The following is a 24,726-nucleotide window of genomic DNA, read 5'->3' as shown; positions in this document are numbered from 1 at the left end:
ATTCGCTGTGGCCAGCTCAAGAGAGGACTTTCACCTCTAGGATGGCGCCCATGCTGGGCGCACAAGTGCCTCGCCGTAAGGGCGAAACCGCCAGCAGCCGTTACCGCAGAAATGGATATGTACATCTGCAAGAAACTAGTCGGCTGTCAGGCCGTTATCGCTGGCAGGCCAGCTCCCACAATTTGAATGGTGTGCATCCGGGGGAGCCAGGTCGGCCCGAAGGCCGCCTCGGCTCACTCCGCCCCACCCTCCCCCTCGGGAACCACTTTGTTCTGAGTCAGGTAGCGATCAAGCGTCTCATTGTTAGCAGGCGAATTATCCCCCGCCACCTGCCACATATTCCGCTCAATCCCCTGCGCCAGCAAATGCCCGACCGCAGCCTCAATGGCCGACAACACACACAATTGCGCCGGTTCATTCGTGGTATAGCCGACTTCCGCCTCCAGCAACTTCTTGAACTCGATAAACTTGAACACCCCGGCACTGCGGCTAACCGAATAGATCGTCTTGCTGGTCATGACGTTGGCCAACACCTGACCACTGCGCACATCCACTGCCCGCAGGTTGACCGTCACCTGATCCACCCGGTACTCCCGGGTAATGTCGATCCCCAGATAGCGCGCCCCTTCCCCGCCGCTGCGCACGTTGGTGTCATAGGCAATGATCCCGCCTTCGAGCATCATGTTCGCCGCTTGCAGCGGCGGCAGTTCACCCTGGATGTTCACCGGTGTATTGGCTTTTTTCTGCGAGGCGCGAATGATCTTGCGCTCGGTCAGCAGGTTCTGCAGCCCTTCCCGTTCCAGCACCACAAACCAGCCGCTGGCCTGCATCGCATCCATCAACATGCTCGCCGCGCCCTGGGTCACGCTGGTAGAAAACGAACTGGCCGGGGTCGGTTTGTATTGCCCGGTCTGGTCCCGAAATCCGTACACCACCGCCATCAACCGGCCCTTGGGTCGTGGCATTTTCAGCAAGTCGTAATAGGTCGACGCCCGTGGTGTCAGGGTCGGGGTTTCGGTGTCCTGCTCGGCCGACACCGGCTCGCGCAGACCACAACCTTGCAATGTCGCCAACAACAGCCCCAGCGCTATTATTTTTTTCATATCCCTACTCCCCAAAGACCAAAAGCCCCATCAAGGGTTTAGGCCGTTAACCTGGATTTCCGAAATCTCACCGGTCGCGCGGTCGGTCACTTCAATGGTCAGTGAACCCGAATCGTCGACAACGTTGACAACAAAAGCGTCGGTAGAAAGGCTCCCCGAGTTACCCGAGGAAATGTTGTCCAACACTTGCCCCAGCAAGCGCGATTGAAGCTGACTGGTGAACCGTTCCAGCGCGGAAGTGCCGGCCACGGGGGTGCGGTTGTTCAGGTCCGGGTCGTCATAGTCGTTCTGCGCCTGAGCGTTGTTGAGCAGCCAGGTGCCATTCAACGGGTTGCCACCGAACGAGGGGTTGACGGGCGTATAGACCAGCTCCGTGGCCTGGACCAAACCACCGCTTCCCAGCCCGAGCAGTAAAATGCCGGTGCGCCGCCAGAACGTTTTTGCTTTCATAATTCGTCCCTCTCCAGGTCCGTTGTGTCCTGCAATAAGGCCTCCAGCTTGCGCTGGACAATTTGCCCGCGAACCCAATCGGCGGCCTGATAGGCGTCGTCTTTGAGTTCCACGGTGTTCGGTGGCAGGAAGCGTCGATAAACCAGTCGCTGCTGATATTCCACGGTCACCAGGCTGCCCCAGCGTGCCGAAGGTCGTTCGCGTACCACCAGGTTGAAATCCATCGGACTGGTGGCGCGCAGTCGTTCACTGAACGAGTAGTAAAAGTCGTGGCCAATGTGCGAGATCGTGTCATCGACGATGAACCCGAGCATTTCCTCCTCTTCGGCGGCGATGGCGAAGGACGCCACGCACGTGAGGATCAGGGCCGCGAACCAGTGCCTGTTCATGGCGATAGCGCCTGAGGCAGTGCGGACTGGCTTTTCGGCGGGCCCGACGTGCCGTCAAGGAAGGCCTTCTCGGCCACGAACTGCCAGTCTTTGTAACTCGCCATGCCGTTGAAGTCCGACCACTGGCTGGGAAAGTCAGTCTGCTTGAGCGGCGTGTCCGTCGAAGGGCTGCTGATGCCGGTGATGCGCCCGTCGAAACCGAGCATCAACTCCCATTCCCCACCGCCAATCGGGTCCGGATACAACTGGCGCAGATGATGTTTTGGCGATGGAAAACGCTCGTCCGAAAGCAGGTCTGCCAGCTCTTTCGGATACTGGGCCAGGCCTGGCGAACTGCGGTAATAGCTGCGCAGTGCCTGGGCGTATTGGGTGCCGACCCACAGCAACTGACGTTCCCGATCGCGGCGCGAGGCGGTGGACCACAACTCACCGGCACTGGCCAGGCCCATGCCCATCACCACGATCAGGAACAGCACGCCCAGGTAAGTGAACCCCGCCTCATCGGTGGGCTTACCACTCGGAATAAAGGCTGCCATCACGCGCCCTCCCTGTGGCTCCACTTTTGATATCGGCCACCCCACCCGCCACGCCATCCGGTGGTGCGACCAGAACCCAGGTGTCTTTACGCTCGGCAATCGGGTCCATCGGTGCGTTGCGCAGGTAACGCTGCTCGATCAGTTGATCGAGCGAATCGGGGTAACGTCCGGTGTCGCCATAGTAGTGATCCAGTGCTTCGCGCATCGCCGACAGGCTCTGGCGCAGCGTGGTTTCTTTCGACGTTTCGAGGCTGTTGAAATAGCGTGGCAAGGCAATGGTCATCAGCGTCGCGATGATTGCCATGACTACCATCAGCTCCAACAGGGTAAACCCCTTTTCCCGACGCATATGCTCACCACTCCCGGTACGCGATGCCGTTGAGCCCTTTTCCCCGGGCCTTGGAGTAGACGTCAAAGACGTCTTCACCGTCGCGCGGGTTTTGAGCCGTGCTGTCATATGAGCGCAAGCCCCAGCCACCTTCGTCGTCACGCTTGACCGCCGTCAGTGGGTCATGGGGTACGCGGCGCAAAAAGTAGAACTTGGCGCCCTTGGCGCTACGCACATCGCGCACGCCCTCCACCAGCACTTGAAGATTGGGTGGATAACCGTTGCTGTTCAGCGACTTCTCGATATAACCGGCGTCAAAGGCGCGTTTGTAGGCGTCGATGCCGTCGCGAATCTGGTACAGCGCAGTACGCAATTCCTGCTCTTTGCCCCGGCGCACGATGGTCTCGGTCAGCGGCGCGGCCATACCGGCCAACAGGCCGATCAGGGCCAGCGTCACGACGACTTCGATCAAGGTAAAACCGCGTTGCGAGGCGCTCATGATCAAGGATTCTCGATGGTCACTTGAGTGGCGGTTGCAGCCAACGGCCGACCGCCAGTCACCTGAGTGGTTACGCCAGACACTGCCCGGCCACCAGTCACCTGGGTGGTTACGCCAGCCACTGGCCGGCCGCCAGTCACTTGGGTGGTCACGCCAGAAACTGCCCGGCCGCCAGTCACCTGGCTGGTAACACCCGCCACCTGCCGTGCGTTGTGTTCAGCCTCAATCGACGTTTGCATCCCGCGATCCGGTGCCTGGACGTGCATGCTGGTTTCGGTGCCGGTCTGGAATTCCATGTCTGAAGGGCTCTGGTAAGGCAGGTTGCGCACGATCCGTGGCGTGATCGACAGCACCAGTTCCGATTTGCCAACGGTGTCCTTGTTGCTGCCGAACAAGCGGCCAAGTCCTGGAATGTCACCCAGGCCCGGGATCTTGTTACCCGTGCTGCCATGGTCGTTACGCACCAGGCCTGCGAGGATTTGGGTTTCGCCGTCATGCAGGCGCAGTGTGGTCTGGGCGTTGCGGGTATCGACCTGAACCGGAATGGTGCCCTGGCGGGTCGGTTCCAGCGGCGTGGCGTTACTGACTTCCAGGGCGATCTTGATTGCCACTTCATTATTCAAGTGCACGATCGGTTGCACTTCGAGCTTGAGACCGACATCGAGGTAGGTGACGCTTTCGGTGATCACCGGCCCTTGAGTCGACGGCACCGAGGTTGCACTGATGATCGGCACGCGCTGACCAATGTGGATGCGCGCCTGTTCACGGTTGGTGACGCGAATCACCGGGCTGGCCAGGGTGTTGATGTCGTTGTCTTGTGCGTTGATCTTGGCTTGTGGCGACGGTGAAATGGTGATCCGGTCGGAGGTGATGCCTTTGAGTTGATCGAGGATGGTCACGGGCGAACCGTCGGTGTTGATCACGCCGAAGGTGTTCGGCCATTGCAGGCCGAGGTCAAGAATCCGTTGACGGGCCACTTCCATCACTTCGACTTCAAGCACCACTTCCGGGTTGGACTGATCCTGTGATTGCAGGAGCTTTTCCGCCATGCGGATGGCGTCTTCGGAGTCGCGCATGGTCAAGGTGTTGAGGCGTTCATCGACAAACACGTCGCGGGTCTTGAGCATGGTTTTGATCATGTTCAACGCGGTGTTCGCATCGATGCTGGTCAGGTAGAAGGTGCGCATCACCAGCTCCTGGTAATCCTTGAGCTTTTGCGGCGAGTCCGGGTAGATCAGCAAGGTATTTTCGTTCACCACTTTCTGGTGCAACTGGTTCTGTTGCAGCAGCAGTTGCACAGCGTCTTCGATGCGCACGTCGCGCACGAAGATCGTGGCTTTCATGTCCGGGCGCAGGTCCTTGTCAAAGATGAAATTCAACCCGGCCACCTGGGACAGCACTTCGAAAATGGTTTTCAGGTTGGCGTCGCGAAATTCCAGGGTTACCGGACGGTCCAGGCGGGTGCGCAGTTGTGGATACGGAATCACGTTGCGGCTCTGCACCAGGCGAATGTTGGCTTGCAGCTCCAGGGCGCCTTGATTTTGGGGGTCGAGTTCGAGGATCTGTCTGACCTGACGGTCGGCCCCGTAAATGTCACCACGACGCAAATCCCCACGGGCCAGTTCGAGTTTTTCATCCATGCTGCGCAGGTACTCGAGTTGACGCAGCGCGTCCTGGGCGCGACGGTTGTTCGGTTCGATGTTCAGTACCCGGCCATAGGCCATGCGTGCAGAGGCGAAATCCCGTTGTGCGCGGTCCATGTCGCCTTGGGTCAGCAACGATGTCACTGCCAGCGCCCGACCGCTGGTGAGCGCTATGTGCAGAGCGGTATCGCGAGGGTCTTCGCGCAACCCTTCTTCGATACGCGCCAGGCCGGCTTCGTACTGCCCCGACTCGATCAGCTCGGTCCCTTCCTTGTTCGCGATCTGCGCCGAACTGCACGCGGCCAGCGCTGCAACGATGCAGACGCTCAACAGCAAACGGGATTTGTTCATTGCTCGCTCCCCACAGACAAAGTCTGGGACACATGCAGAGGCAAGTAGACAAAGCTCAGTTCCACATCGGAAATCCGCTCGATCCGCCAGTTGTCGTCGATCACATCCCCTTTGCGTACGACGTATATTTTTTCGCCGCTCTGCAAAAACACTTGCAGGTCGGAGCGGTCATGAAGCTTGCCAATGAACTGGAAAGGCATCGGCGGTACGCTGGGGGCTTGGACCACCGGAGTTGGGTTGACGGGTTGTTCGATGACGCGGGCCAGGGTCTGTGCCGGCTTCCAGCTGCGCGAGCCAAAGAGGTCGCCGGACGGGCTGAGGTCCTTGATCACCGCTGGTTTGCCATCGGCAGATACCGCCGGCAGTGCTCCGCCGGTTTTGCCTTTGACCGGGGTGGTCACGGCGGCTGAATCCTCACCTTCCTCCGCTTGCTGGAAGTATTGAGGTCCCCAGGCCAGCCCTGCGGCCACGCCGAAGAACGCCACCCAACCCATTACGCGTTTGGTATTCATCATGACCTCGACAGGTAGAGGGTCATGCGGATCCGCCCGGTCAGGTCGGTGTCGACGATCTTTTTACGCTGGAACTCCACATCCTCCACCACCACCGCTGGCAACTGGCCGAGCAAGGCGTGCAGGAAGCGCCGCAGTTGCGGATAGCTGCCGCGCACCGGCAGCAGAATCTGGTAGCGGGCCAGGTGCGTCTTGGGGTCGATGCCCAATGAATATTCACCACGGGCCAGGGTGATGTGTTCCTGGCTGGCCAATGCGTAGATCTTGTCGATGGCCACGGTGGCCTGAGGCTGCGACGGCAATTTGCTGCGGAAGTCATCGAGCTGACGTTGCGGTACGACCGGGGCAGCAACGCTGCCGTCTTCAACCTTGGCCAGGTACTCGCCGGCTTCACGGGTCTGCTGGCTGAGCTGTTGCAGCGCTTGCCAGTCCGGCACCAGGCCGCCCAGACCATAAACCAGGGCAACCAGCAGCAGCGCCAGGCCCGCCAGGCCAGGAACACCCAAACCTTGCAGGTATTCGTGGACGATCAATTTAGGGATTCGCATCGCCGATCTCCCAACTGGCCGACAGGTTGAATTGCACCGGGTGTTCCGGCACGTTGGCGACGATTTCGTGGCTAAGCAACGACACGTCGGACAGCTCGTCGCTGGCTTCCAGGCGTTGGTGGAATTCGAGCATGGCCTCCAGATCCCGCGCCTCGGCACTGATGCGCACCTGACCTTTGCGAGCATCCGGGGTCAGGGTCAGCAAGGCGACGTTTTCCCGCGGCATGGCTTCGAGCATGGAGAACAAGCGCTCCCAAGGCCGGCGCAATTGCTGGGAAACTTTGCGCATTTCGGCCAGGTTCTGTGCCTGCTCGCGGGTTTCGGCGGGGGTCAAGGTGACTTTGCTGCCGGTGTCGCCGGTGAGCGCACGCTGGGCGTGTTGCAAATGGCCTTGCTGTTGCGAGGCCTGTTCGTCGAGGTGGTGCTGGGCGACCAGACACACCAGCGCCAGTACCACGCCACCGCCCAGCAAGCTCCAGCCCAATGGGCCGGCACGACGACGCGGCTGGAAGTCGAGCATCAGCGGGCGCATGTCAGGCCACCGCCCGAGACATGACGTACAAACTGTCGCGTACGGATGTCTGGTCTTCTTCAAGGGTGCGCAACTGCACACCGGGCACGTCGGGGTGTGAGTCGATGCGCGCCGGGGCATGCAGGTAGAGATTGAACGGCCGTTCGCTGGTGGAGGCTTGCAGCTGGCTTTCACGGCCGATCAGTGCGGTCAGTGAGGCGTCGCTGTCACTGGTGCCTACCGAACGCACCGCCACCCAGCGCCCTTCCCGCGCCAGCAGCAGCACACTGCGCACGGGCTCGGCCACCACAAACAGAAAGTCGTCACCGTCAAAGCTCTTGTCGAAGTGGTTAAACGCGGCCATCAGGTACGGCTGCACCGAACGCAAGCGCAGGCCGCGACCGCTGACCAGGCTGCGCAGGAGCGTCAGCAAGTCTTGCGGCAGCGCCGTGGCGATCCGGTCATACCCCGCCGGTTCGGCCGACAGCACGATGCTCCAGGGTTGAGCCGGTACACCGTAAAGGTCTTCAAAGCACAGCTGGGCGAACCCGAGCAATTCGTCGGGGGTGCTGATCGCATCGCTCCAGGGCACCAGGCAGAAACGGCTGAAGTGCCCGGAAATCACCACACTCAACTCCGCACCCGCAGGCGCATGTTCACCCAGCAAACGGTCGAGGGTTTCGAGGGCGACGGCCCAGGCATGGAAGCCTTCGTCGATAAAGCCGACGCTGCCCAACCACAGGGTTTCGCTGCCTTTGCGCTGGCCCAGGCCGACACCACTGGCGCCGAGCACGGCGACATAACGATCACGAGACAAAAGTGACACGATTGATCTCCTCAAGCGTGGTCCGCCCCTGTTGCACCAGTTCCAGTGCCGACTCGCGCAGCAGGCGCAGGCCGCGTTTGCACGCGTGGGCCTTGATTTTCGAAATGGGTTGGCGCTCAACAATCATTTGCCGCAGTTCATCGTCCAGGTGCAGCAGCTCGGCGATCGCACTGCGTCCGCGATAGCCGGTCCCACGGCAGTGACCGCAGCCCTTGCCATGCACAAAGTGGTAATGCCCGACTTCTTTTGGATCGAGACCCGACGCCTGCAACTCGTCGTCGGTGGGTGTGACCGGCGCACTGCAACTGGCGCAGACCAGGCGGATCAAGCGCTGCGCCAGCACCGCGTTGAGGGCCGACACGAGGCTGTACGGGTCGATTTCCATTTGGGTGAAACGACCGATCACGTCGAACACGTTGTTAGCGTGGATGGTGGTGAACACCAGGTGACCGGTGAGTGCCGATTGCACGGCGATTTGCGCGGTGTCCGGATCGCGGATTTCACCGACCATGATCTTGTCCGGGTCATGGCGCAGGATCGAGCGCAAACCACGGGCGAAGGTCAGGCCTTTCTTTTCATTGACCGGAATTTGCAGCACGCCCGGCAGTTGATACTCCACCGGATCTTCAATCGTGATGATCTTGTCCACGCCGTGGTTGATCTCAGTGATCATCGCGTACAGCGTGGTGGTTTTGCCGCTACCGGTCGGCCCGGTCACCAGCACCATGCCGTAAGGTTCAGCCGCCAGGCGCCGCAGCTGGCGCAGGGTTTCCTCTTCGAAGCCCAGCGCCTGCAACTGCACGCCACTGACCTTGTCGGCCAGGTCTTGTTTGTCGAGAACCCGCAGCACCGCGTCTTCACCGAAAATGCTCGGCATGATCGATACCCGAAAGTCGATCTGCCGGCCGCTGATGCCGATCTTGAAGCGGCCATCCTGAGGCACGCGTTTTTCGCCGATGTCCAGTTCGGCCATGACCTTGACCCGGGAAATGACCTGCTCGGCGAATTCGTTGCCCTGGATTTTACTGATGTTGTTCAGTACGCCATCGATCCGGTACTTGATCACCAGGCCGCTGCCGGTGGTACCCAAGTGGATATCACTGGCGTGCATTTTCAAGGCGTCGTAGAGGGTCGAGTTCACCAGCTTGACCACCACACTGGAGTCTTCGCTGATGCTCGTCAGGGACAGGCTTTGCAGGGTGTCGATCTCGGTGTTGCCGTCGGCCTGGGCGTTGAGCGACTCCACCGCGTGGAAGCTCTCTTCGTGACGCGCCAGGTAGGCTTTCAGGTCGTCGGCATGCACCAGGTACAGCGGCGCACCGTGCAGGCAGTCGTCGATCCAGGCCAGGCGCGCCGTATCGAAGGGGTCGGCAAACACACCAATGACCGCATCGTCGTGACGCAGCAGGATGAATTCACGCTTGAGGCATTGGGCCAGGGTGACCCGGTCGAATACCGGGATGGCCTTGAACAGGCTGTCGGTGTCGAGCACCGGATAATGCAGGGTGGTGCCGAGGCACTGGATGAAGGGCATCGGGTCCAGTTCGCACAACACCCCGAGGGCTTCGAGTACCCGTTCGCCGGAACTGGTGGCGCGGGCCCGGGCCTGGGCTAGTTGCTCACTGGAAAAACGAGACGGTACGCAGTCCAACAACGCCGGTTCGACGGCAAGGGATAGACGATCCATGAAATGCTCTCCAACACCCGGGGCTTTGAGCCCTGTCGGCGCGGCGAGTCATTGCGGCGGGTGCCGGAACGTCTTGTCGCGCCAATTACTCCCCGGTGAGCAGTTGTTCGTCGTCTGGCGCCATGGAGGCCGATGTCTTCCGTCGGCGATCCGCAAGCACCCAACTACCGTCGTACAACTGCAGCGGGAAACTCTCGGTCCTGCTCTGGCGTCGTTCGACGAATCCTTCGGCAGTGCTCACGCCCGTTCTGGGTTCGCGCTTCATCCCTAAAAGGTCACAGACTGCACGGGCCAATTCCGCCAACGGAAACGGTTTGAACAGGATATGGCTGACTCCCAGTTGCCGGGCCCGCTCACAGACTTCAGCGGTTGGGTGCCCGGTAATCAGCACAAAGTGGCACTTCCTGTTTTGGCGGATGGCATCGAGCACCTCAAAACCTTCCATATCGGGCAAGCGGTAATCGAACACCATCACATCGGGTGCAAATTTTTCGGCTTCGCCGATGGCCTTCGCACCGTCGTTCGCTACCAGGACTTCCAGCCCTTGCGCCCCCAGATAATCCTGAAGGTTTTGTGCAAGAAGCTGTTCGTCTTCAACAACCAGTATTCTGTTCAACAAGGTCGACTCCTTGTAACCGCAGGTCCGAATTCCGTTCCTGGGAGTACGCGCCTTAATGAGGCTAACGCACACTTCATGCCAGACTGAGAGCCGGTTTTTGACCGGAACATCTCTTTGATTTTCATCATAAAACTTTTTCGCTCGCGAAACCCGTCCCCCAAAGACGGGGAAGCGCCAGGATTTTGCAATGATGCTTTCCCCACAATTGGGGAACAAGCATCAATCATCATCAATGCGTTCGATTCGATTGGTTGATCGAAGCTGCGCCAAGACTTGCAGACGAGCCTGGGCCTGTTCCTGTCGGGCAAGGTACGCCCGGACCATTTCAAGCCCCTGAGTTTCTGTGACATCGGCCGCATCCCAGTGGTTCTTTAAATAAATCAGATGCCAACCCAGTGGCGTGCGCACCGGCTCACTGACGTCACCCGGCGCCAGAGCAAAAGCCGCCGCTTCGAACTCCGGCATCATGCGGCCACGAGGGAAGGTGCCCAGGTCCCCGCCTTCACTGGCAGTCGCGTCTTCGGAGCCGGCCCGGGCAATGCTGGCAAAGTCTTCGCCCTGGCTGATTTTAATGCGCATTTCTGTTAAGCGTAGACGTGCTGCTTCAACTGTGGCGGCATCGGCACCTTGCGACACTTTGATCAGGATATGCCGGGCCTGGATTTCTTCCGGCCGGCTCATGTCGGCGCGGTGCTCCTCGTAAAATGCCCTGACCTCTTTTTCATCCGGCTTGTCCACCTGAATCAGGTCGGCAAAGACTTTCTGGGCCGCCAACTCACGACGGGTGTACTCGGTAAAACTGGCTTCATCGAAACCGGCGTCGTTAAGCCGGCGGGCAAACACCTCAGGGCCACCGATCGCCTGCCGGGTCTGAGCGACCTGGTTTTGCACGTCGGCATCGCTGATGACCACGCCGCGCTTGACTGCTTCCTGCCACAACAACTCCTTGTCGATCAACGCATCCAGCGCCTTCTGACGCAGTTGCTTGTAGGCCTTGGGGTTACGTATGTTGCCCACGGCCCTGCCCTGATCTTCGAGAAATTCGGCGAAATAGCGCTCCAGACGAAACTCGGAAATTTCCTCGCCATTGACCCGCGCGGCGGCCGGCCCGTTGTTGCAGAACGCCACCGGGACCCACAGTGTCAGCAGCATCAGCGCAATGTTGAGTTTCATGATGGGCCTCCGGTCAAGGCATGACAGCAATGGGTTTGTAGGGGGCAACCAGGAAGAAGCGCTGGTCGGGCAGGTCCACGGTGACGACATGTGCACCGCTCAAGCCCAGGCGACGCCCCGGGCCAAAGCTGATCAGCGGGGTCAGCCCGGTATCGAAATCGTGCAGGGCTTCCAGGGCACTGACGAGCTTCTCGCGGCTGGCGTCGCGCCCGGCCTGCTTCATGCCTTCGCTCAATAGTTGCATCGAGCTGTAGGCGCCGACCTGCAGCACCGCGTGTTGAGCGCCAAGCCCCTGTATTTCGCGCAATTGCGTCAGCGCCAGGCGTCCGGCCAGCGTCCAGTCACTGGGCACGAACGGGTAGGCCAAAAACAACCGACGGGAAAATCCACTGGGCAATTGCAACACGTCACCGGCCACCTGATTCGACGCTGCGAACAGGTAAGGCACCTGCCCCGCCGTTTGCAAACGTTCGGCCAGACGACTGAAGCCGCTGCCACTGCCCAGGTAAAACACCGACCGCGAGCCCAGCGGCAGTTCGTCCTGCATCGAGTCGTAGGCTTGCAGGCGTACCTGTTGCCAGGCGTTATCTTGCAGGTACTGCCCGAGGTTTTGCGCCGCCAGCCGTTGGCCCGGTTCGTCCGGGTAGGTAATCAGCGTCGGCCCCTGGAGCACGCGCAAACTGGCGGCGGCGTAGTTGGCCAGGGCGATCAGCTGTTCGCGCAGCCCCGGTAATAGTTCGAAGATTTGTCGACTGGACTGCGCCGAGCCCTGTAACGACAGCGGCCCGATCAGCGGAATTCCCGCCCGCTCCAGACGCGCCGCCAGGTCCGCGTCCAGCGCCGGTGCCAGTGGTGCGATCAGGGCGAACACCTGTTCCTGATCGATCAATTGGTCCAACGCCCACTCGGCACTGGCACGATCCAGGCCGGGGTCGAGAATGGTCAGGCGCAATTTCCGGCCATGTATGCCGCCCGCCGCATTGATCCGCGCCACACTGCCCTTGAGGATTGCCGCGACTGTGGCGCCCTCGTCGGCCAAGGGGCCCTGACTGGGCAACAACGTGCCCAAGTGCAAGCTGTCGTCGGTCAAACCGGGGTCGCGGTCATCGGCCACCCGCTTGAGGTAGGCCGTGAGGTTGCGTTGATCTTTCATCGACAGCACGAACCGTGGCATCGCCGGGTCGAGCCGGTTGTTGGCGGAGTCGCGACCTTGCGCAATGGCACGGGCCAGCGTGCCCTCGGTGTAAGCCGGGTAGTCGCGGCCGTTGATTTGTGCCTGGCCATAGCGGCTGGAAAGGCGCGACCAACTGATGTCCGGTGGGCGCACCCCGCCTTCCGGCCGCCCCTGCCCGTCAGCGCCGTGGCAGTTGGCGCACGGCAAGCTGGTGGCCGGCAGCAGCATATCGGCGGCGCCGACCCGGGCCATGACCGGTTCACCGCTCTCGGCCACACCCTCGCGGTACAGGCGCTTGCCCGCACTTTCGCTGGGGCTCAACGCTGACGCCTGGGCGGCGAAAGGAATGCCGCCAAGGAGTAGCAGGCCGAGGACGAGGGACGTTTTCATGGCGCGGACTCAGCGACCGGCCACGGGCATGGTCAGCAACTGCAAGCGCTGAGCAATGGCGGCAGCCGGGGCATCGGGGCGAATTTTGCTCCAGCGCTTGTTCGCCACATCACCGACGATCAACTGCGTCGAGTGCTGTTCGGGGGTCGGCACGATCTGGCCGATACGCCCCAGGACAAGGTCCATTTGCGCCTTGTCGCCGGTAAGAAAAAGCCAGTGGGGCCCATCGACGCCCTGTTTCAAGGTATAGGCCTTGAGTACCGCCGGTGTATCACGCAGCGGATCACTGGTAAGGGAGATAAAGGTAATGCCATCCGCCTTGTCGCCCAGCAACTCACGCACCTCCTTGAGCTTGCGGGTAATCAGCGGGCAGGCATCGTTGCAACTGGTGAAAATCACGTTCAGCAGCACCACGCGGTTTTGCAATGCGTCGCTGTAGAAGCGCAAGGTCTCGCCGTTCTGATCCTGCAACGGCGTATCGGTGAACCAGGTTTGTGCGTCGTGTGTGCCGGTCGCCGGTTGCGCGGCTGGCACAGCCGGTGCAGCTTCTTCGTGCCCTTCGTGGGCCAACGCCGTCAAGCAGAACAGGCACATGAGGGTCAAGGCGAGCGTTCTCATGGCTGTTGCTCCATGGCGATGGCGGTGTGTTTGGCGTGGGTATTGCGCAGGCCGCTGAGTTTCTCGACTTCACGGGTCAGCACCGCCGGGTCGGTGAACCCGTAGTAGCGGGTCCAGTGACGGTTGTTGCCGTCGCCGACGAGGATCAATGGCTGGTGGTTTTTGATGTCACCACTGAACGAGCCCAGGCCTTTGAGGGTTTCATTGATCGACTGCGAACTGCCGGTCAGCCAGCTCCAGCCGGGGCCTTTCTGGAAGTTGCGGGCGTAGTCGTTCAGGCGTTTGGCGTCGTCGCGCTGCGGGTCGACGCTGATCGACACCAGTTGCACTTCGCCGCCGACCCGTGCACCAAGTTGCGTTTGCACCTTGCCCATGATCGAGGACACCACCGGGCACACCGTGGTGCAACTGGTGTAGATGAAGCTCATGACCACGATTTTGTTGCTGACCAGGTCCTTCTCCAGGCGCACCGGTTGACCGTCCTGGTCCACCAGTGCCACGTCGGCGAACTTCACCTGTGCATGCTCGGAACTGGCGCTTTGGGCCGGCATGTCGTGCCCGGCGTGCTCATCCGCCGAGTGCGCCAGGGCTTGACCGATACCGGCAGTCAACAGGCAGAACGTCAGCAATCCATGATGTGCGAAACGGTTCATGTCGGTGTCCTCTTCAGTTCGTAATGCCGGGCAGAACCCGCACGCTGGCAAAAGTCTTGTCGTCAAAATTCGCACCCAGCGACGCCGCACGCACGTGCAAGTACCACGCGCCGTTCTGGTCCAGGGTTACCGGGGCTTCATAGATGCCGTTGCCCACGTCGAGAGCAGCGACTTCCTGAACCCGGGAAGTCGGGGCGAGGAAGTAGCGCACGTGAACATCCTTGACCCCGCTGCGCTGGATCTTCTGCTGGCCCTCGACGATGCGAAAGCGCACCACGTAAGGGCTGCCGATGGCGGTCGTTGCCTTGTCGAGCATGAACTCCACTTTAGGCACACCAGCGTGTTGGGCGAGTTGTTTGTCGGGCTCAACCAAGGCCGTGAAGCAATGAATGATGTTCGGTTGATTGAGCAGGAATGCCACATCGAAACGCCCGGCCGACGGCAATTTGATCCGTGAGCTGTACAGCCCCGGCTCGACCTCGCGCAGGCTGCGGTCGATGACCATCGCCGCCCGTGCCACTTGCCCGCGATTGGGGTAACCGGACATCGGCGCGTTCATGCCTTCGGCATAGAAATAGGTGGTGTTGTCCACCGGGTTGACCACGAACACCGCGTTGTCATCCCGCGACACCGCCAGGCTCGACGCCAGCGGCAGGTCACCGGCCAGCCGTGGCGGCTGCGGTCCGGCTTCGAAACCCTGACTGATCCGCGTACGCCCCTGGCCCAGCGACGACAAGTTGATCATCGTGACTTTGGCCGACGCCAGTCCGCGTACATAGGCATACGCTTTGGTGAACACCACTTGGTAAGGCTCGGCCGACACGTCCAGTTCATGGATCAACGAGTCGGTGGCGGCGTCGATCACCGAGGCCTGGTTCTCCAGGGTATTCAGCACAATGCCGAATCGACCGTCAGCGCTGAACCCCATCGGTCCCAGGCCCTGCTTCACCTTGATCACCCGGCGCACCGCCAGGCTGGCGCTGTCGACCACGGTCACGGTGCCGTCCTGGCCATCGGCGACATACACCGCCTGGGACAGCGGCGAGTAGGCCACTGACAGCGGGTGCGAGCCGGTCTTGAGTTGTTTGCTCACGGTCAGGCTGGCGACGTCGATGATGCTCAAAGTGCCGTCGTCGCGGTTGGTGACGAAGGCAAACCGGCTGTCCTTGCTGAAAGCAATTTCGTGATGCCCGGCCCCGGTGGCCAGGTGTTTGAGAGTCTTGAGGCTGTGGGTGTCGATCACCGTGACGCCGGACTCGTCGGATTTTGACGCGTTGTTGCCAACCCACAGCAGACGCTCATCCGGCTGCAGGGCCACACGCACCGGGTTGCTGCCGGCAGCCACCGACTCCAGCAACTTGAATTGCTCGCTGTCGATCACCGCCACTTCCCCCGCCGTCGGCATCGACACAAATACCCGTTTGTTGTCCTTCGGGGTCACCCAATCCATCGGCGGTTGCTTGAGGTTGATCCGGGCCATGGTGCTGGTGATGCCCCCCACCGACACCGACGGGTCGACTACCGAAACGCTGGCATCGCGATTCATCACCAGCAGGAAATAGCTGTTGAGGTCCAGCAACGGCCGCGCACCAATGCTGGATTTGAGGAACACCCCGACCCGCGACTTGCAGCTTTGCTCGCGACCCTGGGCCTGGTCGGCGGCGACGGTTTCGGGGTCGAGCCAGGCGCCGGGATTGACGCCCGACAACGGCTGGCCCGAGGCACTGTCGTTGACCCGGAACTGTACGTCGGCAAATTCGCCTTCGCGCAGCACACCGTCCTTGGCCAACGGCTTGACCTCAAGCGCCACCGAAATACCGTCACGGGAGAGGTTCTGGCTGCTCCAGGTGTCGGGCTGAGCGACCTTGCCCGGATTTGTGGTCGGCGCGGTGCGCCAGACGCCGAAACTGATCAGCGCGCCCCCTGCAATCAGCGCACAACCGGCGATTTTGATGGTCCTGTTCATCGCTCTCTCCCCTCTTGATTCTGTATCTGCCGCGCAACCCTTGTGGGAGCGAGCCTGCTCGCGATAGCGTCATTTGCCTCACCCCATAACACCGAGGTGACTTCATCGCGAGCAGGCTCGCTCCCACAGCCCATCTCCCGGCTTACGGCGCCGGCGCCGGTTCTGGTTCGTTGGTCACCCGCAGCAAGCCCCAAAGCCCTGCGGTGTTGCCATACGCCGCGTAATCACGGAACAGGTAATCGCCCGGTATCGCATTACTGCCCCCGGCGCTCGGGTGCATGAAACTGAAGTGCGCCGCCGGCAGGATGCTTTCGTGGGCGCCGATGTACATCGACATCGGGTTATAGCCGAACCGCACCGAACCCACGCCAGGCGTCATCATCGGATAACCGCCGGTGTCGCTCTTCTCCGACAGGAACGGGTTGACCGACCAGACGTGACCGTCAAGCTGGAAGGTCGAACCACGGCTGCCACCGGTCGGCATCATGATGTGGGTGCGGAAAGGTTGCCCCGGTTTGACATACAGCACTGGTGTCTGCGGATCGCCCCCCACCAGCGCGTTGCTGTAGGCCATGTGTGCGTTGGGCACGTCGCCGTAACCGAAGCCACCGGCGTGACCGAACGGCGCGTCCGGCGGCAGGCCGAAACGGAACCACATCGGCTCGGTCTTGTAGTTGATGGCCATGCTGGAGTTGTCCTGTGGATCGGTCGGCACCCCCTGACCTTCAGCGGCAATACCTTCCACCGGCCGACCATTGGCCCAGCGAATGTTCAAGGCTTTCTGCCAGACCATCGCGAAGTCGCGGTAGAGGGTCTGCCCTGGCGCGGTGACCGTGGCGTTGACTTTGCGCGCGTCCTCAACCCAGGTGGCGCCAACCGGCAGGATGCTCATCGCACCGCCCAGGCCTTTTTGTGGCTGCTTGATCACATCCGCCGGGGTGAAATTCAACCCGCCGAACTCCACCGCCGTGGAAATGATGTTGTCGACATTACGGCCCAGTTGGGTGATCGGTTTGCCTTCACGCTCCAGGTGCCCGGCGTAGTACTGATAAATACGCGTCGGGTACGCACCGCTGTTGCCAATGCGTGGCGGTACGGTCTGGATCGGGTTGGCGCCGACGTTGGTGCCGTCGGATTTGGTGATGTCGTACGCCAGCAGTTGCGCGTGCAGGCCGACGTGGCTGGACGGCCGCATCAGGTTGTTGCTGAAGGTGGTCGCGCCCTGGCCGCTGTTGCGATCACGTTTGACCATGCCTTGCATCACCGCCGTCTGGGTCAAGTCCGGCATGACCACTGGCAAGCGGTTTTCCAGGGTGATGTTGATGCAGTCACCTGCCGCTGCACGCAGCACCAGCGGTTCGACAGGTACACCGGGTTTGAGCTTGCCGGTGTTCGGGTCGAGATCGCTTTTGCGCACATACAGAATTGCGGTCGGATCATGCAGCGGCCCACTCTGCCCGCCGATGGTGAAGGTCTCGCCATCTTCAGGATCGGTCACGGTGACCTGAGGAATGTTCACCGTTCTGGAGTTGTAAACCAGGGTGCCGCCCGCCGGGTTCAAGGGCCCGCCGACATGCTGGCCGAGCCCCGCCGGATCCGCTATGGACAGGTTCAACGGATTGCCGAGGATGTCGTTGGCCAGTGCCGCGACCACTTCATAGTTGCGTTGCACGGTAGGCCGGGTGCCGATGCCGTTCGGGTTCGCGCTGATCCGTGGGCAGGAGCCATCGAAAGCCACGGTGTTGCGCATGCCGGCCGGTTTCGGGTTGTTCGGCAGTGCGAACAGATCGTTGCGTTGCGCAGTGTAGTTGCGCATCACGCCCCAGATCCCGCTCCAGTAACCTTCCAGGGACGCATCCATCGAGTACAGATAATCCCCGGTGGTTGCCGCCGAACTGGACAGCATCGAGACCGGCGCAATGAAGCCCATCTGCTCGGAGATCCCGATCATTTGCGACGCGCGCCAGCCGGAGTTCGAGCTGTTGCCGAAACCGGAACCGCTTTGCAGCCATTTCACCCCGTGCAGGGTCACGTTGTGCTCTTCTTCGTGACCGCCGGCATGTACCCGCAGCCGCACATTGTCACCGGTGTAGGTACGCAGCATCGGGGTGAACGGGTCACCCGGCTCCGCACCGCCACGGTTGATGTGTGGCGGGAACAGCGTGGTGCCGCCGGTGGGGCCGGTGGCGGCGGTGATCTGGTTGGGCGCCAGGTTCATCGCCGGGATCGCCCGATCGGTACGGCTTTGCATGGCGTACGAAAGGTCGCCGCCGAGGCCATCGGCCTGCATCCCGCGTTTGCCATCCGGGCCGACCTTGTTCGGGTCGTACACCCGCAGGGCCAGCGGTTCGTTGCGGTAATTGACCACGAACATGCCCGGGTCATCCACAGAGATCGCCTGCGGGCAAGGCCGGCTTGGGCAGCCCGGAACCATCCCGCCCTGAACTTCGACCACACCTTCCAACAGGTTGCTGGCGTTGTTGCGCACCGGCGGGTTGATCGCGTAGCGGAAGCTGTCAGCAGTGGCCGGGAAGGCTTGGGCATCCGGCACGCCATTGGGGCCGGCGCCGACGTACACACCGGCTTCATACGCGTGCTGGAAGTCGCTGTATTCGAGGAAGAACTCACGGAAGCTGTCGTTCTTGCCGTCGCCGTCCAGGTCACCGGTCGACACCACCGCTTGCCACGAAGTAGGCCCGCCGTCTTGCCGCGCGCCGCTGTACAACGGCTCGCCGGTTTCGCCGTGGAACCAGGTGGAACCGGCCGGTTCTGCCAGCACGGTGGCGTACAGACCGATCTGTTGGTGCGTCGACGGGCCTAAGTGGTCGTGGGTGAAAATGGTCCCCAGGCCACGGTCGACGCCTTTGGCGTTCACCACCGGATCGACAAACCAGCGCTGCATCGCCGTGCGCGCGCCCACCCAGTCAGCCCGACCGTATTGACCAAAGAACGGATGCGCCTTGGCCACCGGGCAGACCGGCGTGCCGTCACGCGGGTCGGTGCCTGCACACTGGTTGAACAGACGAATCGCGTGGATGCGCTCTTGCACGGCACCGGGGGAAAGCACGCCGTCTTCATAGTTCCAGCCGTTGGCCGAGCCGTCAGCGGCAGTCAGGTCCCATTTGGGCAGGTGAATGTGCTGGCCGATCACGTCGGTCGGTGTGCGCACTTGATAATCGTCCATCTCGTAGATGGCCGGTACCAGGTTGGTTTGCTGGTACTGCACGCAGTCGAAGGTGTTCATGCGCATCACCAGCGGCTCTGGCGGACGCTGTTTGGTGATCACCGGCCAGGCGTCTTCCCACAACGCCAGAATGCGCGCTTGCGGGAAGTGGTAGCCGACCTTGTTGTACACCGCATCAAACTGGATGTTTGCCGCTTTGTAGATGCGTGGACGGTCGGCGGTGAAGGTCGACGACCCGGTGAATGACAGGCCGTCGATCCGTTCGCCGCTGTTGAACTCGCCCGTGCCGGCGCTGGCGGTCAGGCGTTTTTGCCGATCGTCCATGCACGGTTCGTAGTACGGCGCACCCGCCGTCGGCAAGGCACCGTTGGTGCGGAAGTTGCGCGCCACCACTTGATTGCCTGGCAGTACGGCGTAGCTCGCGTGTTCTTTTTTGGCGTGGAACGCCATGGCCGCCTGTTCGACTTCGGTGCCTTCTTCAGGCATGTAAATCGGTTTGGCTCGAGTCACTTCCTTGGAGAAGTCCAGCGAAGTGGTCACGGTGTGCGCCTCACCACCGGAGGAGAATCCATCCAGGGAGTGACGGCCCAAACCGCCGTCCCAGCCACCGGACTGCGCCGGGTCAAGGTTGGCCCACAAGGCATTGCCGCTGGTTTTCAGGGATTGCGCCTTGGCGGCGTCGAGCATGTCCAGCGGCGGGGTTGGCGGACGTTGGCCCACCGAGGTTTCCATGCCGCCGATCCAGAACGGATAACCAGGGTTTTTCAGGCTGCCGTCGGCGTTGCGGTTGGCTTCGCTGCGGTCCACCAGGGCCAGGGAACCGATGGCTTGACCACCACTGCTACCGCCATGATGCTCGCCGTCGTCATCGCCCTCTTCATCGTCATCGTCATGACTGGCCACCAGGGTTTCGCTGATCTTCGGCACAACCGCCACTTTGCCCGGCATCGGCGCCATGGCTTTGCCCGGCAGCGGCACAACCGCTGGAATGGGCGTGCCGGCAATGATCTCGCCGTCAGGCAAGGCCCGTGCGCCCGCCGCCGGCTTACCGCTGCGCAGGGCGTAAGGTTCACTGTGATAGCCGTCGTTACCCTGTTGGGAGACTTCGAGTCTGGTGCCTTCTTCAAACACGTCATGCACTCGCCACATGGCCCACATGCCTTGGGCAAAGTGCGGGTAGAAGTGGCAGTGATAGATGGCATCGCCCGCTACGCGGTTGCGGTTGCCCGAACCGCCGTTGGCGATTTCATAGGTGTAACCGGCGCCCGGGCCAATGCCCTGGGCGTCGACATAGTCGGAGTTATCGTCGTTAGGGTTGAACAGCCACTGATGGCCGTGCAGGTGGAAGATGTGCTGCTCGTGACCGTTGTGGGTGTTGCGGAATTTGACGAAGTCACCGATGTAGCTGTGGTTGACGTTCGACGGCTCGGAGGGGTACAGCGCCATGGTCGCCTTGACGCCGATCTGGTCGGCGCGTGGTGTTTGACCCGGCAGAATGTTTTCCAGGCCGACGTTGGCCGGTACGTCCACCAGCATCGCTACGTCCCCCACGGTGTGGGAACTGAGGAAGAACTCTTCATAGGCGCAGGACAGGCAATCGTGCATCGGCCCGACGCCCAGACGGTTGGCCACCACTTCGGCGCCCATGCCGCCGGAGCCGTAGTTGATCATGAACGAATCGCGGGTCGGTTCCAGCACGTGGGCCATCACCGGGTCTGCCCAATACGCTGGGAATGCCTGGGTCGCGGCAACTTCATCCTGGAACTGCGAGGCGAAATCGCGGAACGGTTCCAGCCGGTTTGGCAGCGCCGGGTTGCGTTTTCCCATGGATTCCAGTGGATAGGTCGACGGCGGGAAGCTGCCGTCGGCATTGCTGCCCATCACGATCGCGTCGCTCTCGCTGGAGATGATTTCATTGCCATCGACCATGTTGATGATCGGCGTGCCGGCCTTGCCTTCACGAATCCACGGCTCGCGCTGCGGGTAGCGCGCCTGGTAGTCGACAATCGGCTGCCCGGCCGGGGTACGGCCCGAGCTGGCCAGGCGCATCTCTTCTTCGGTCACGGTGTTGCGATAGGTGCGCCCGCCCTTGGGCACCACCACCACTTCGCCGAACAGGCCGTTGGCCACGTTGCCCGCATCGCCTTCACCGCCGAAGGTGGCGCCACGGCTGCTGGCCGCAAACGCGCCTTCGCGCTCGGCGTACAAGGTGTAGGAACGGGTGGCGCCAGGTGGAATCAATGTGTTGGCATTGCGCCCGGTAAAGGAGGCGATGTCGTCAATGCTGTTGACTGCTTGCAGGCCATTGACCTGGAACCCGACGTGACGGTCGGTGACTTGCTCATCGACCTTGAAATCGTCGGCATTGCCGACTTCCACTTCTTCTTCACCTACCTCCTCGACGCCTTCGTGTTTGCCGGGGTTGGCTTGATACGCCAGCAGGTTCTGCAGGTTGATCGTCAGGCAATCACCGGCGGCCACCCGCAGCACCAGTGGGCGCGGCCGCTTGTCGGGTCGTAGCGAGACTTTGCCCGGCACCGCCGACCCGCCCTGGGCCAGAGACATATTGTTGTCATCGACCACGTCCCGGCGAAGGGCAAACATCATCCCGTTAGCGTTCTGTGCACCCAGGCGATTGAACATCAGCGGCTGATCCAGCGCCACGACGTTGGCCACCAGGTTTCGTTCACAACGGACGGCTGCTTCTGCCAGCTCGATGCCGAACATCGACGCCACCAACAGCAGCAGATTAAACACAGACGGAGCGTAAGGTTTGCCGGTCATGACCACGGGCCTCGCGGTGGGTGTTCACAGGAATAATTCTCGACTGATACCGGCACAGCAATCCCCATGCCATAAATAGTTTTCTTGTTTTTCATATAGTTAGGTTTGCGACTTGATAAGTCGGGGGATATTCCCCGTTTATTCCCCACTTTTCTGCCGGGGCAATCTTTCCCCACTATTGGGGGATGCGGGAACGCGGTTTTCGATTACAACGGCGCATCCACGGCCAGGCCCTGCAAGCGGCGGTATTGGCGTAGAACATCCGGCACGTAGCGCTGTGTTTCGGCGAATGGCGGGATTACCCCGCCGCGGCTGAGTACGGCTTGCGGCCCGGCGTTGTAGGCCGCCACCGCGAGGGCAATGTCGTTGTCGAACAGGGTCAGCAGGCGCTTGAGGTATTTGGCGCCGCCCTGGATGTTGGACTTGGGATCGTAGACATCCTTGACGCCCATCTCCCGCGCGGTGTCGGGCATCAATTGCATCAGCCCGCCAGCGCCCTTGGGGGACGTCGCGTCGGCGTTGTAACGGGACTCGGCGCGAATGACCGCATGCAACAGCGCCGCCGGCACTTCATTGGCGGTGGCGGCCGCCGAGACCAGTTCGGCATAGGGCTGCGCGGCGATCATCTGGGGCTGCTGATCGAGGCTGACGACCGCTGCGGCGGGTTCGCGAATGACCCGTTCATAGGTGCGGCCGGGACGGTGGACATTGGACAGTACATAGCTGCCCTTGGCGTCCACGGAAACGAATACATCGGCCTGTGCAACGTTGGTCAGCAGCAAACATGCGAGTAATCCAGTGGTGAGTATTTTCATTGTTCTTCCTCCCCTGGCCGGCCCCAAAAAATGGGGGTATTGCCCCAATGGCCGATCGTGAAACAGCCATACGCAAGCACTGTGCCGTAAGCCTTAAGGCCCATGGCACGGGAGGTCCGCAAGGTTGCACATGACTAAGCATCGCTGAGCATGGCAATTGCATAAGCCTTTACTGCGACCCTTCTGCCGATTGTGTGAGGTCATCATGAATCAACGTCTGTGTTGTGCCCGGCGTACTCAACGCGGGTTCACCCTGCTCGAACTGTTGGTGGTGCTGGTGGTGCTGGGGCTGTTGGCCGGTATCGTCGCGCCGAAGTATTTCGCCCAACTGGGCCGTTCCGAAGTCAAAGTCGCCAAGGCGCAAATCGAAGGCCTGGCCAAGGCACTGGATCTGTATCGCCTGGAGGTCGGCCACTACCCGTCGACCGAACAGGGCTTGCAGGCGCTGGTCACCGCGCCGAGCGACGAAACCCGCTGGACTGGCCCTTACTTGCAGAAAAAATTGCCCCAGGACCCATGGGGCCGTAACTACAACTACCGCTATCCCGGCGAAAACGGTGAGTACGACTTACTGTCCATGGGCAAGGACGGTCAGCCCGGCGGCGAAGGCGAAAACGCCGAAGTCACCAGTTGGCAATGACGGGGGAAAACCATGCGCTTTCATCTCAAAGCCGTGGGCAAGGCCGGTGTGGTCTCGATGACTGTCGAGGCCCCCGGCCACAGCGAAGCCCGGCGCATCATCGAAGACCAGGGTATGCGGGTGGTCAGCCTGCATGCCGATCGCCATTGGCGTGCCTTGCGTCTGCAAAAGCGTGAGACCTTCAACCTGGTGTTGTTCAGCCAGGAACTGACCACATTGCTCAATGCGGGCCTGCCGTTGATCGATGCGCTGGAAAGCCTGGCCGAAAAAGAATCCGCGCCCCAGGCCCGCAAAACCTTGAGTGAGCTGGTGCGCTTGCTTTACGAGGGCAAATCGTTTTCCCAGGCCTTGGGCCAGCTGTCGGCGGTTTTCCCGCCGTTGTACGTTGCGTTGGTGCAGTCCAGTGAAAAAACGGGTGCGGTGGGCGAAGCCCTCGGTCGCTATGTCAGCTATCGCCAGCGCATGGACGAGGTCCGGCAAAAAATCGTCAGCGCGTCGATCTACCCCCTGCTGTTGCTGGTGGTGGGCGGTGGCGTGGTGTTGTTTTTGATGGGTTACGTGGTGCCGCGTTTCAGCCTGGTGTTCGAAGGTCTGGGCTCGAACCTGCCGTGGCTATCGCAAGTCCTGATGACCAGCGGGATGTTCCTCCATGCGCATCAGGGCGAATTCTTCGGCGGGTTGCTGGCGATCATCGTCGCCCTCACCTTCCTTCAACGCCAACCGGCCTTCCGCCGGGGTCTGGATCGCCTGATTGAAAAAGTCCCGGCGATCCATCAACGCATCTTCATGTATGAACTGGCGCGCTTCTATCGCTCGCTGGGAATTTTGCTGCAAGGCGGCATCCCCCTTGTCACGGCCATGGGCATGGTGCGTGGCCTGCTCACCGTGGCGTCCCGCACACGACTGGACGAAGCCTGCGAACGGGTGCGCGAGGGTCAATCACTATCGGCCGCGCTTGAACTCAATCACCTGGTGACCCCGGTTTCGCTGCGCTTACTGCGCGCTGGCGAGCAGTCCGGCAACCTCGGGCAAATGATGGAGCGCAGCGCCGACTTCTACGACGAAGAAATCAGTCGCTGGCTCGAATGGTTTGTACGGCTGTTCGAACCGCTGCTCATGACCTTCATCGGCCTGTTGATCGGGGTCATCGTGATCCTGATGTACATGCCGATTTTCGAGCTCGCCTCAAGCATTCACTAAGGCTCTGGAACGGGGTTTAGCGGTGCGTTGCACTTTTTATCCACGATAAAACTGAATAAATCAGAACGCTGAGGTGTTCTTCTACTGAATCGGGTAGCACGTTGCAGTGTTCATCTACGTTCCAACC

22 protein-coding genes are annotated in these 24,726 nt (G+C 61.2%); 2 read left to right on the top strand and 20 right to left on the bottom strand.

Annotated features, from left to right (window positions below):
- Positions 1 to 233 precede the first annotated feature (233 nt).
- The 20 genes from J2Y56_RS26350 to J2Y56_RS26255 form a co-directional block, all read right to left on the bottom strand.
- On the bottom strand, positions 234 to 1,103 hold the full coding sequence (locus tag J2Y56_RS26350) for a CsgG/HfaB family protein (protein ID WP_310338716.1): 870 nt from the start codon (positions 1,101 to 1,103) through the stop codon (positions 234 to 236).
- A 30-nt stretch (positions 1,104 to 1,133) separates the two neighbouring features.
- On the bottom strand, positions 1,134 to 1,553 hold the full coding sequence (locus J2Y56_RS26345; protein ID WP_150780033.1) for a curli assembly protein CsgF: 420 nt from the start codon (positions 1,551 to 1,553) through the stop codon (positions 1,134 to 1,136).
- Positions 1,550 to 1,942, bottom strand: a complete 393-nt coding sequence (gene csgE / locus J2Y56_RS26340) for a curli production assembly/transport protein CsgE (RefSeq protein ID WP_310353649.1) — start codon at positions 1,940 to 1,942, stop codon at positions 1,550 to 1,552. The genes J2Y56_RS26345 and csgE overlap by 4 nt, the downstream gene beginning before the upstream one ends.
- Positions 1,939 to 2,478, bottom strand: a complete 540-nt coding sequence (locus tag J2Y56_RS26335) for a type II secretion system protein (RefSeq protein ID WP_310338712.1) — start codon at positions 2,476 to 2,478, stop codon at positions 1,939 to 1,941. Before J2Y56_RS26335 ends, csgE begins: the two co-directional genes overlap by 4 nt.
- Positions 2,453 to 2,827: a type II secretion system protein gene (locus tag J2Y56_RS26330; RefSeq protein WP_007943950.1), complete on the bottom strand. Its 375-nt coding sequence runs from the start codon at positions 2,825 to 2,827 to the stop codon at positions 2,453 to 2,455. The genes J2Y56_RS26335 and J2Y56_RS26330 overlap by 26 nt, the downstream gene beginning before the upstream one ends.
- Before the next feature lie 4 nt (positions 2,828 to 2,831).
- Positions 2,832 to 3,305 carry a type II secretion system protein gene (locus J2Y56_RS26325; protein WP_310353646.1) on the bottom strand — a complete coding sequence of 158 codons (474 nt, stop codon included), beginning with the start codon at positions 3,303 to 3,305 and terminating at the stop codon, positions 2,832 to 2,834.
- A 2-nt stretch (positions 3,306 to 3,307) separates the two neighbouring features.
- Complete coding sequence (locus J2Y56_RS26320) at positions 3,308 to 5,299, bottom strand: secretin N-terminal domain-containing protein (RefSeq protein WP_310353643.1); 1,992 nt, start codon at positions 5,297 to 5,299, stop codon at positions 3,308 to 3,310.
- Positions 5,296 to 5,811 carry a hypothetical protein gene (locus J2Y56_RS26315; RefSeq protein WP_007943946.1) on the bottom strand — a complete coding sequence of 172 codons (516 nt, stop codon included), beginning with the start codon at positions 5,809 to 5,811 and terminating at the stop codon, positions 5,296 to 5,298. Before J2Y56_RS26315 ends, J2Y56_RS26320 begins: the two co-directional genes overlap by 4 nt.
- The gene (locus tag J2Y56_RS26310; RefSeq protein WP_150780036.1) at positions 5,811 to 6,359 is read right to left on the bottom strand and encodes a GspMb/PilO family protein; all 549 of its coding nucleotides are present in this window, start codon (positions 6,357 to 6,359) and stop codon (positions 5,811 to 5,813) included. The genes J2Y56_RS26315 and J2Y56_RS26310 overlap by 1 nt, the downstream gene beginning before the upstream one ends.
- Positions 6,346 to 6,891 carry a PilN domain-containing protein gene (locus tag J2Y56_RS26305; RefSeq protein WP_007943944.1) on the bottom strand — a complete coding sequence of 182 codons (546 nt, stop codon included), beginning with the start codon at positions 6,889 to 6,891 and terminating at the stop codon, positions 6,346 to 6,348. Before J2Y56_RS26305 ends, J2Y56_RS26310 begins: the two co-directional genes overlap by 14 nt.
- 1 nt (position 6,892) lies before the next feature.
- Positions 6,893 to 7,696, bottom strand: coding sequence for a hypothetical protein (locus tag J2Y56_RS26300; RefSeq protein WP_310353637.1), 804 nt, complete (start codon positions 7,694 to 7,696; stop codon positions 6,893 to 6,895).
- A complete protein-coding gene (locus J2Y56_RS26295) occupies positions 7,677 to 9,383 on the bottom strand; it encodes a GspE/PulE family protein (RefSeq protein WP_310353635.1) in 1,707 nt (568 codons plus the stop codon). Before J2Y56_RS26295 ends, J2Y56_RS26300 begins: the two co-directional genes overlap by 20 nt.
- A gap of 85 nt (positions 9,384 to 9,468) precedes the next feature.
- Complete coding sequence (locus tag J2Y56_RS26290; RefSeq protein ID WP_007943941.1) at positions 9,469 to 10,002, bottom strand: response regulator; 534 nt, start codon at positions 10,000 to 10,002, stop codon at positions 9,469 to 9,471.
- 219 nt (positions 10,003 to 10,221) lie between these two features.
- Positions 10,222 to 11,175, bottom strand: coding sequence for a peptidylprolyl isomerase (locus tag J2Y56_RS26285; RefSeq protein WP_310353632.1), 954 nt, complete (start codon positions 11,173 to 11,175; stop codon positions 10,222 to 10,224).
- A gap of 13 nt (positions 11,176 to 11,188) precedes the next feature.
- Complete coding sequence (locus tag J2Y56_RS26280; RefSeq protein WP_310353627.1) at positions 11,189 to 12,739, bottom strand: ABC transporter substrate-binding protein; 1,551 nt, start codon at positions 12,737 to 12,739, stop codon at positions 11,189 to 11,191.
- A gap of 9 nt (positions 12,740 to 12,748) precedes the next feature.
- On the bottom strand, positions 12,749 to 13,357 hold the full coding sequence (locus J2Y56_RS26275) for an SCO family protein (RefSeq protein WP_310353625.1): 609 nt from the start codon (positions 13,355 to 13,357) through the stop codon (positions 12,749 to 12,751).
- Positions 13,354 to 14,010: an SCO family protein gene (locus tag J2Y56_RS26270; protein ID WP_310353622.1), complete on the bottom strand. Its 657-nt coding sequence runs from the start codon at positions 14,008 to 14,010 to the stop codon at positions 13,354 to 13,356. Before J2Y56_RS26270 ends, J2Y56_RS26275 begins: the two co-directional genes overlap by 4 nt.
- 13 nt (positions 14,011 to 14,023) lie before the next feature.
- Complete coding sequence (locus J2Y56_RS26265; protein ID WP_310353620.1) at positions 14,024 to 15,976, bottom strand: cytochrome D1 domain-containing protein; 1,953 nt, start codon at positions 15,974 to 15,976, stop codon at positions 14,024 to 14,026.
- A gap of 142 nt (positions 15,977 to 16,118) precedes the next feature.
- Positions 16,119 to 21,944: a manganese-oxidizing multicopper oxidase MnxG gene (gene mnxG / locus J2Y56_RS26260; RefSeq protein WP_310353618.1), complete on the bottom strand. Its 5,826-nt coding sequence runs from the start codon at positions 21,942 to 21,944 to the stop codon at positions 16,119 to 16,121.
- A 206-nt stretch (positions 21,945 to 22,150) separates the two neighbouring features.
- Positions 22,151 to 22,759 (bottom strand): transglycosylase SLT domain-containing protein, encoded by a 609-nt coding sequence (locus J2Y56_RS26255; protein ID WP_310353615.1) that lies wholly within the window; start codon positions 22,757 to 22,759, stop codon positions 22,151 to 22,153.
- 205 nt (positions 22,760 to 22,964) lie between these two features.
- On the opposite strand from J2Y56_RS26255, the gene gspG reads away from it, so the two are divergent.
- On the top strand, positions 22,965 to 23,399 hold the full coding sequence (gene gspG, locus J2Y56_RS26250; RefSeq protein ID WP_007949549.1) for a type II secretion system major pseudopilin GspG: 435 nt from the start codon (positions 22,965 to 22,967) through the stop codon (positions 23,397 to 23,399).
- Between the two features lie 12 nt (positions 23,400 to 23,411).
- Positions 23,412 to 24,599 (top strand): type II secretion system F family protein, encoded by a 1,188-nt coding sequence (locus J2Y56_RS26245; RefSeq protein ID WP_310353610.1) that lies wholly within the window; start codon positions 23,412 to 23,414, stop codon positions 24,597 to 24,599.
- Positions 24,600 to 24,726 lie beyond the last annotated feature (127 nt).

It is taken from the genome of Pseudomonas sp. BE134 (assembly GCF_031456105.1).
Classification (GTDB): Bacteria; Pseudomonadota; Gammaproteobacteria; order Pseudomonadales; family Pseudomonadaceae; genus Aquipseudomonas.
The sequence above is the reverse complement of the archived record's forward strand: the minus strand, read 5'-3'. Positions and strand labels throughout refer to the sequence as shown.

Excerpts from the sequence above, each read along its gene's own strand:
- mnxG (WP_310353618.1), bottom strand. The coding sequence starts at position 21,944 with ATGACCGGCAAACCTTACGCTCCGTCTGTGTTTAATCTGCTGCTGTTG.
- J2Y56_RS26350 (WP_310338716.1), bottom strand. The coding sequence starts at position 1,103 with ATGAAAAAAATAATAGCGCTGGGGCTGTTGTTGGCGACATTGCAAGGT.
- J2Y56_RS26305 (WP_007943944.1), bottom strand. The coding sequence starts at position 6,891 with ATGCGCCCGCTGATGCTCGACTTCCAGCCGCGTCGTCGTGCCGGCCCA.
- J2Y56_RS26320 (WP_310353643.1), bottom strand. The coding sequence starts at position 5,299 with ATGAACAAATCCCGTTTGCTGTTGAGCGTCTGCATCGTTGCAGCGCTG.
- J2Y56_RS26275 (WP_310353625.1), bottom strand. The coding sequence starts at position 13,357 with ATGAGAACGCTCGCCTTGACCCTCATGTGCCTGTTCTGCTTGACGGCG.
- J2Y56_RS26295 (WP_310353635.1), bottom strand. The coding sequence starts at position 9,383 with ATGGATCGTCTATCCCTTGCCGTCGAACCGGCGTTGTTGGACTGCGTA.
- J2Y56_RS26325 (WP_310353646.1), bottom strand. The coding sequence starts at position 3,305 with ATGAGCGCCTCGCAACGCGGTTTTACCTTGATCGAAGTCGTCGTGACG.
- J2Y56_RS26285 (WP_310353632.1), bottom strand. The coding sequence starts at position 11,175 with ATGAAACTCAACATTGCGCTGATGCTGCTGACACTGTGGGTCCCGGTG.
- gspG (WP_007949549.1), top strand. The coding sequence starts at position 22,965 with ATGAATCAACGTCTGTGTTGTGCCCGGCGTACTCAACGCGGGTTCACC.
- J2Y56_RS26265 (WP_310353620.1), bottom strand. The coding sequence starts at position 15,976 with ATGAACAGGACCATCAAAATCGCCGGTTGTGCGCTGATTGCAGGGGGC.
- J2Y56_RS26345 (WP_150780033.1), bottom strand. The coding sequence starts at position 1,553 with ATGAAAGCAAAAACGTTCTGGCGGCGCACCGGCATTTTACTGCTCGGG.
- J2Y56_RS26335 (WP_310338712.1), bottom strand. The coding sequence starts at position 2,478 with ATGGCAGCCTTTATTCCGAGTGGTAAGCCCACCGATGAGGCGGGGTTC.
- J2Y56_RS26315 (WP_007943946.1), bottom strand. The coding sequence starts at position 5,811 with ATGAATACCAAACGCGTAATGGGTTGGGTGGCGTTCTTCGGCGTGGCC.
- J2Y56_RS26310 (WP_150780036.1), bottom strand. The coding sequence starts at position 6,359 with ATGCGAATCCCTAAATTGATCGTCCACGAATACCTGCAAGGTTTGGGT.
- J2Y56_RS26270 (WP_310353622.1), bottom strand. The coding sequence starts at position 14,010 with ATGAACCGTTTCGCACATCATGGATTGCTGACGTTCTGCCTGTTGACT.
- J2Y56_RS26330 (WP_007943950.1), bottom strand. The coding sequence starts at position 2,827 with ATGCGTCGGGAAAAGGGGTTTACCCTGTTGGAGCTGATGGTAGTCATG.
- J2Y56_RS26280 (WP_310353627.1), bottom strand. The coding sequence starts at position 12,739 with ATGAAAACGTCCCTCGTCCTCGGCCTGCTACTCCTTGGCGGCATTCCT.
- J2Y56_RS26255 (WP_310353615.1), bottom strand. The coding sequence starts at position 22,759 with ATGAAAATACTCACCACTGGATTACTCGCATGTTTGCTGCTGACCAAC.
- J2Y56_RS26245 (WP_310353610.1), top strand. The coding sequence starts at position 23,412 with ATGCGCTTTCATCTCAAAGCCGTGGGCAAGGCCGGTGTGGTCTCGATG.
- csgE (WP_310353649.1), bottom strand. The coding sequence starts at position 1,942 with ATGAACAGGCACTGGTTCGCGGCCCTGATCCTCACGTGCGTGGCGTCC.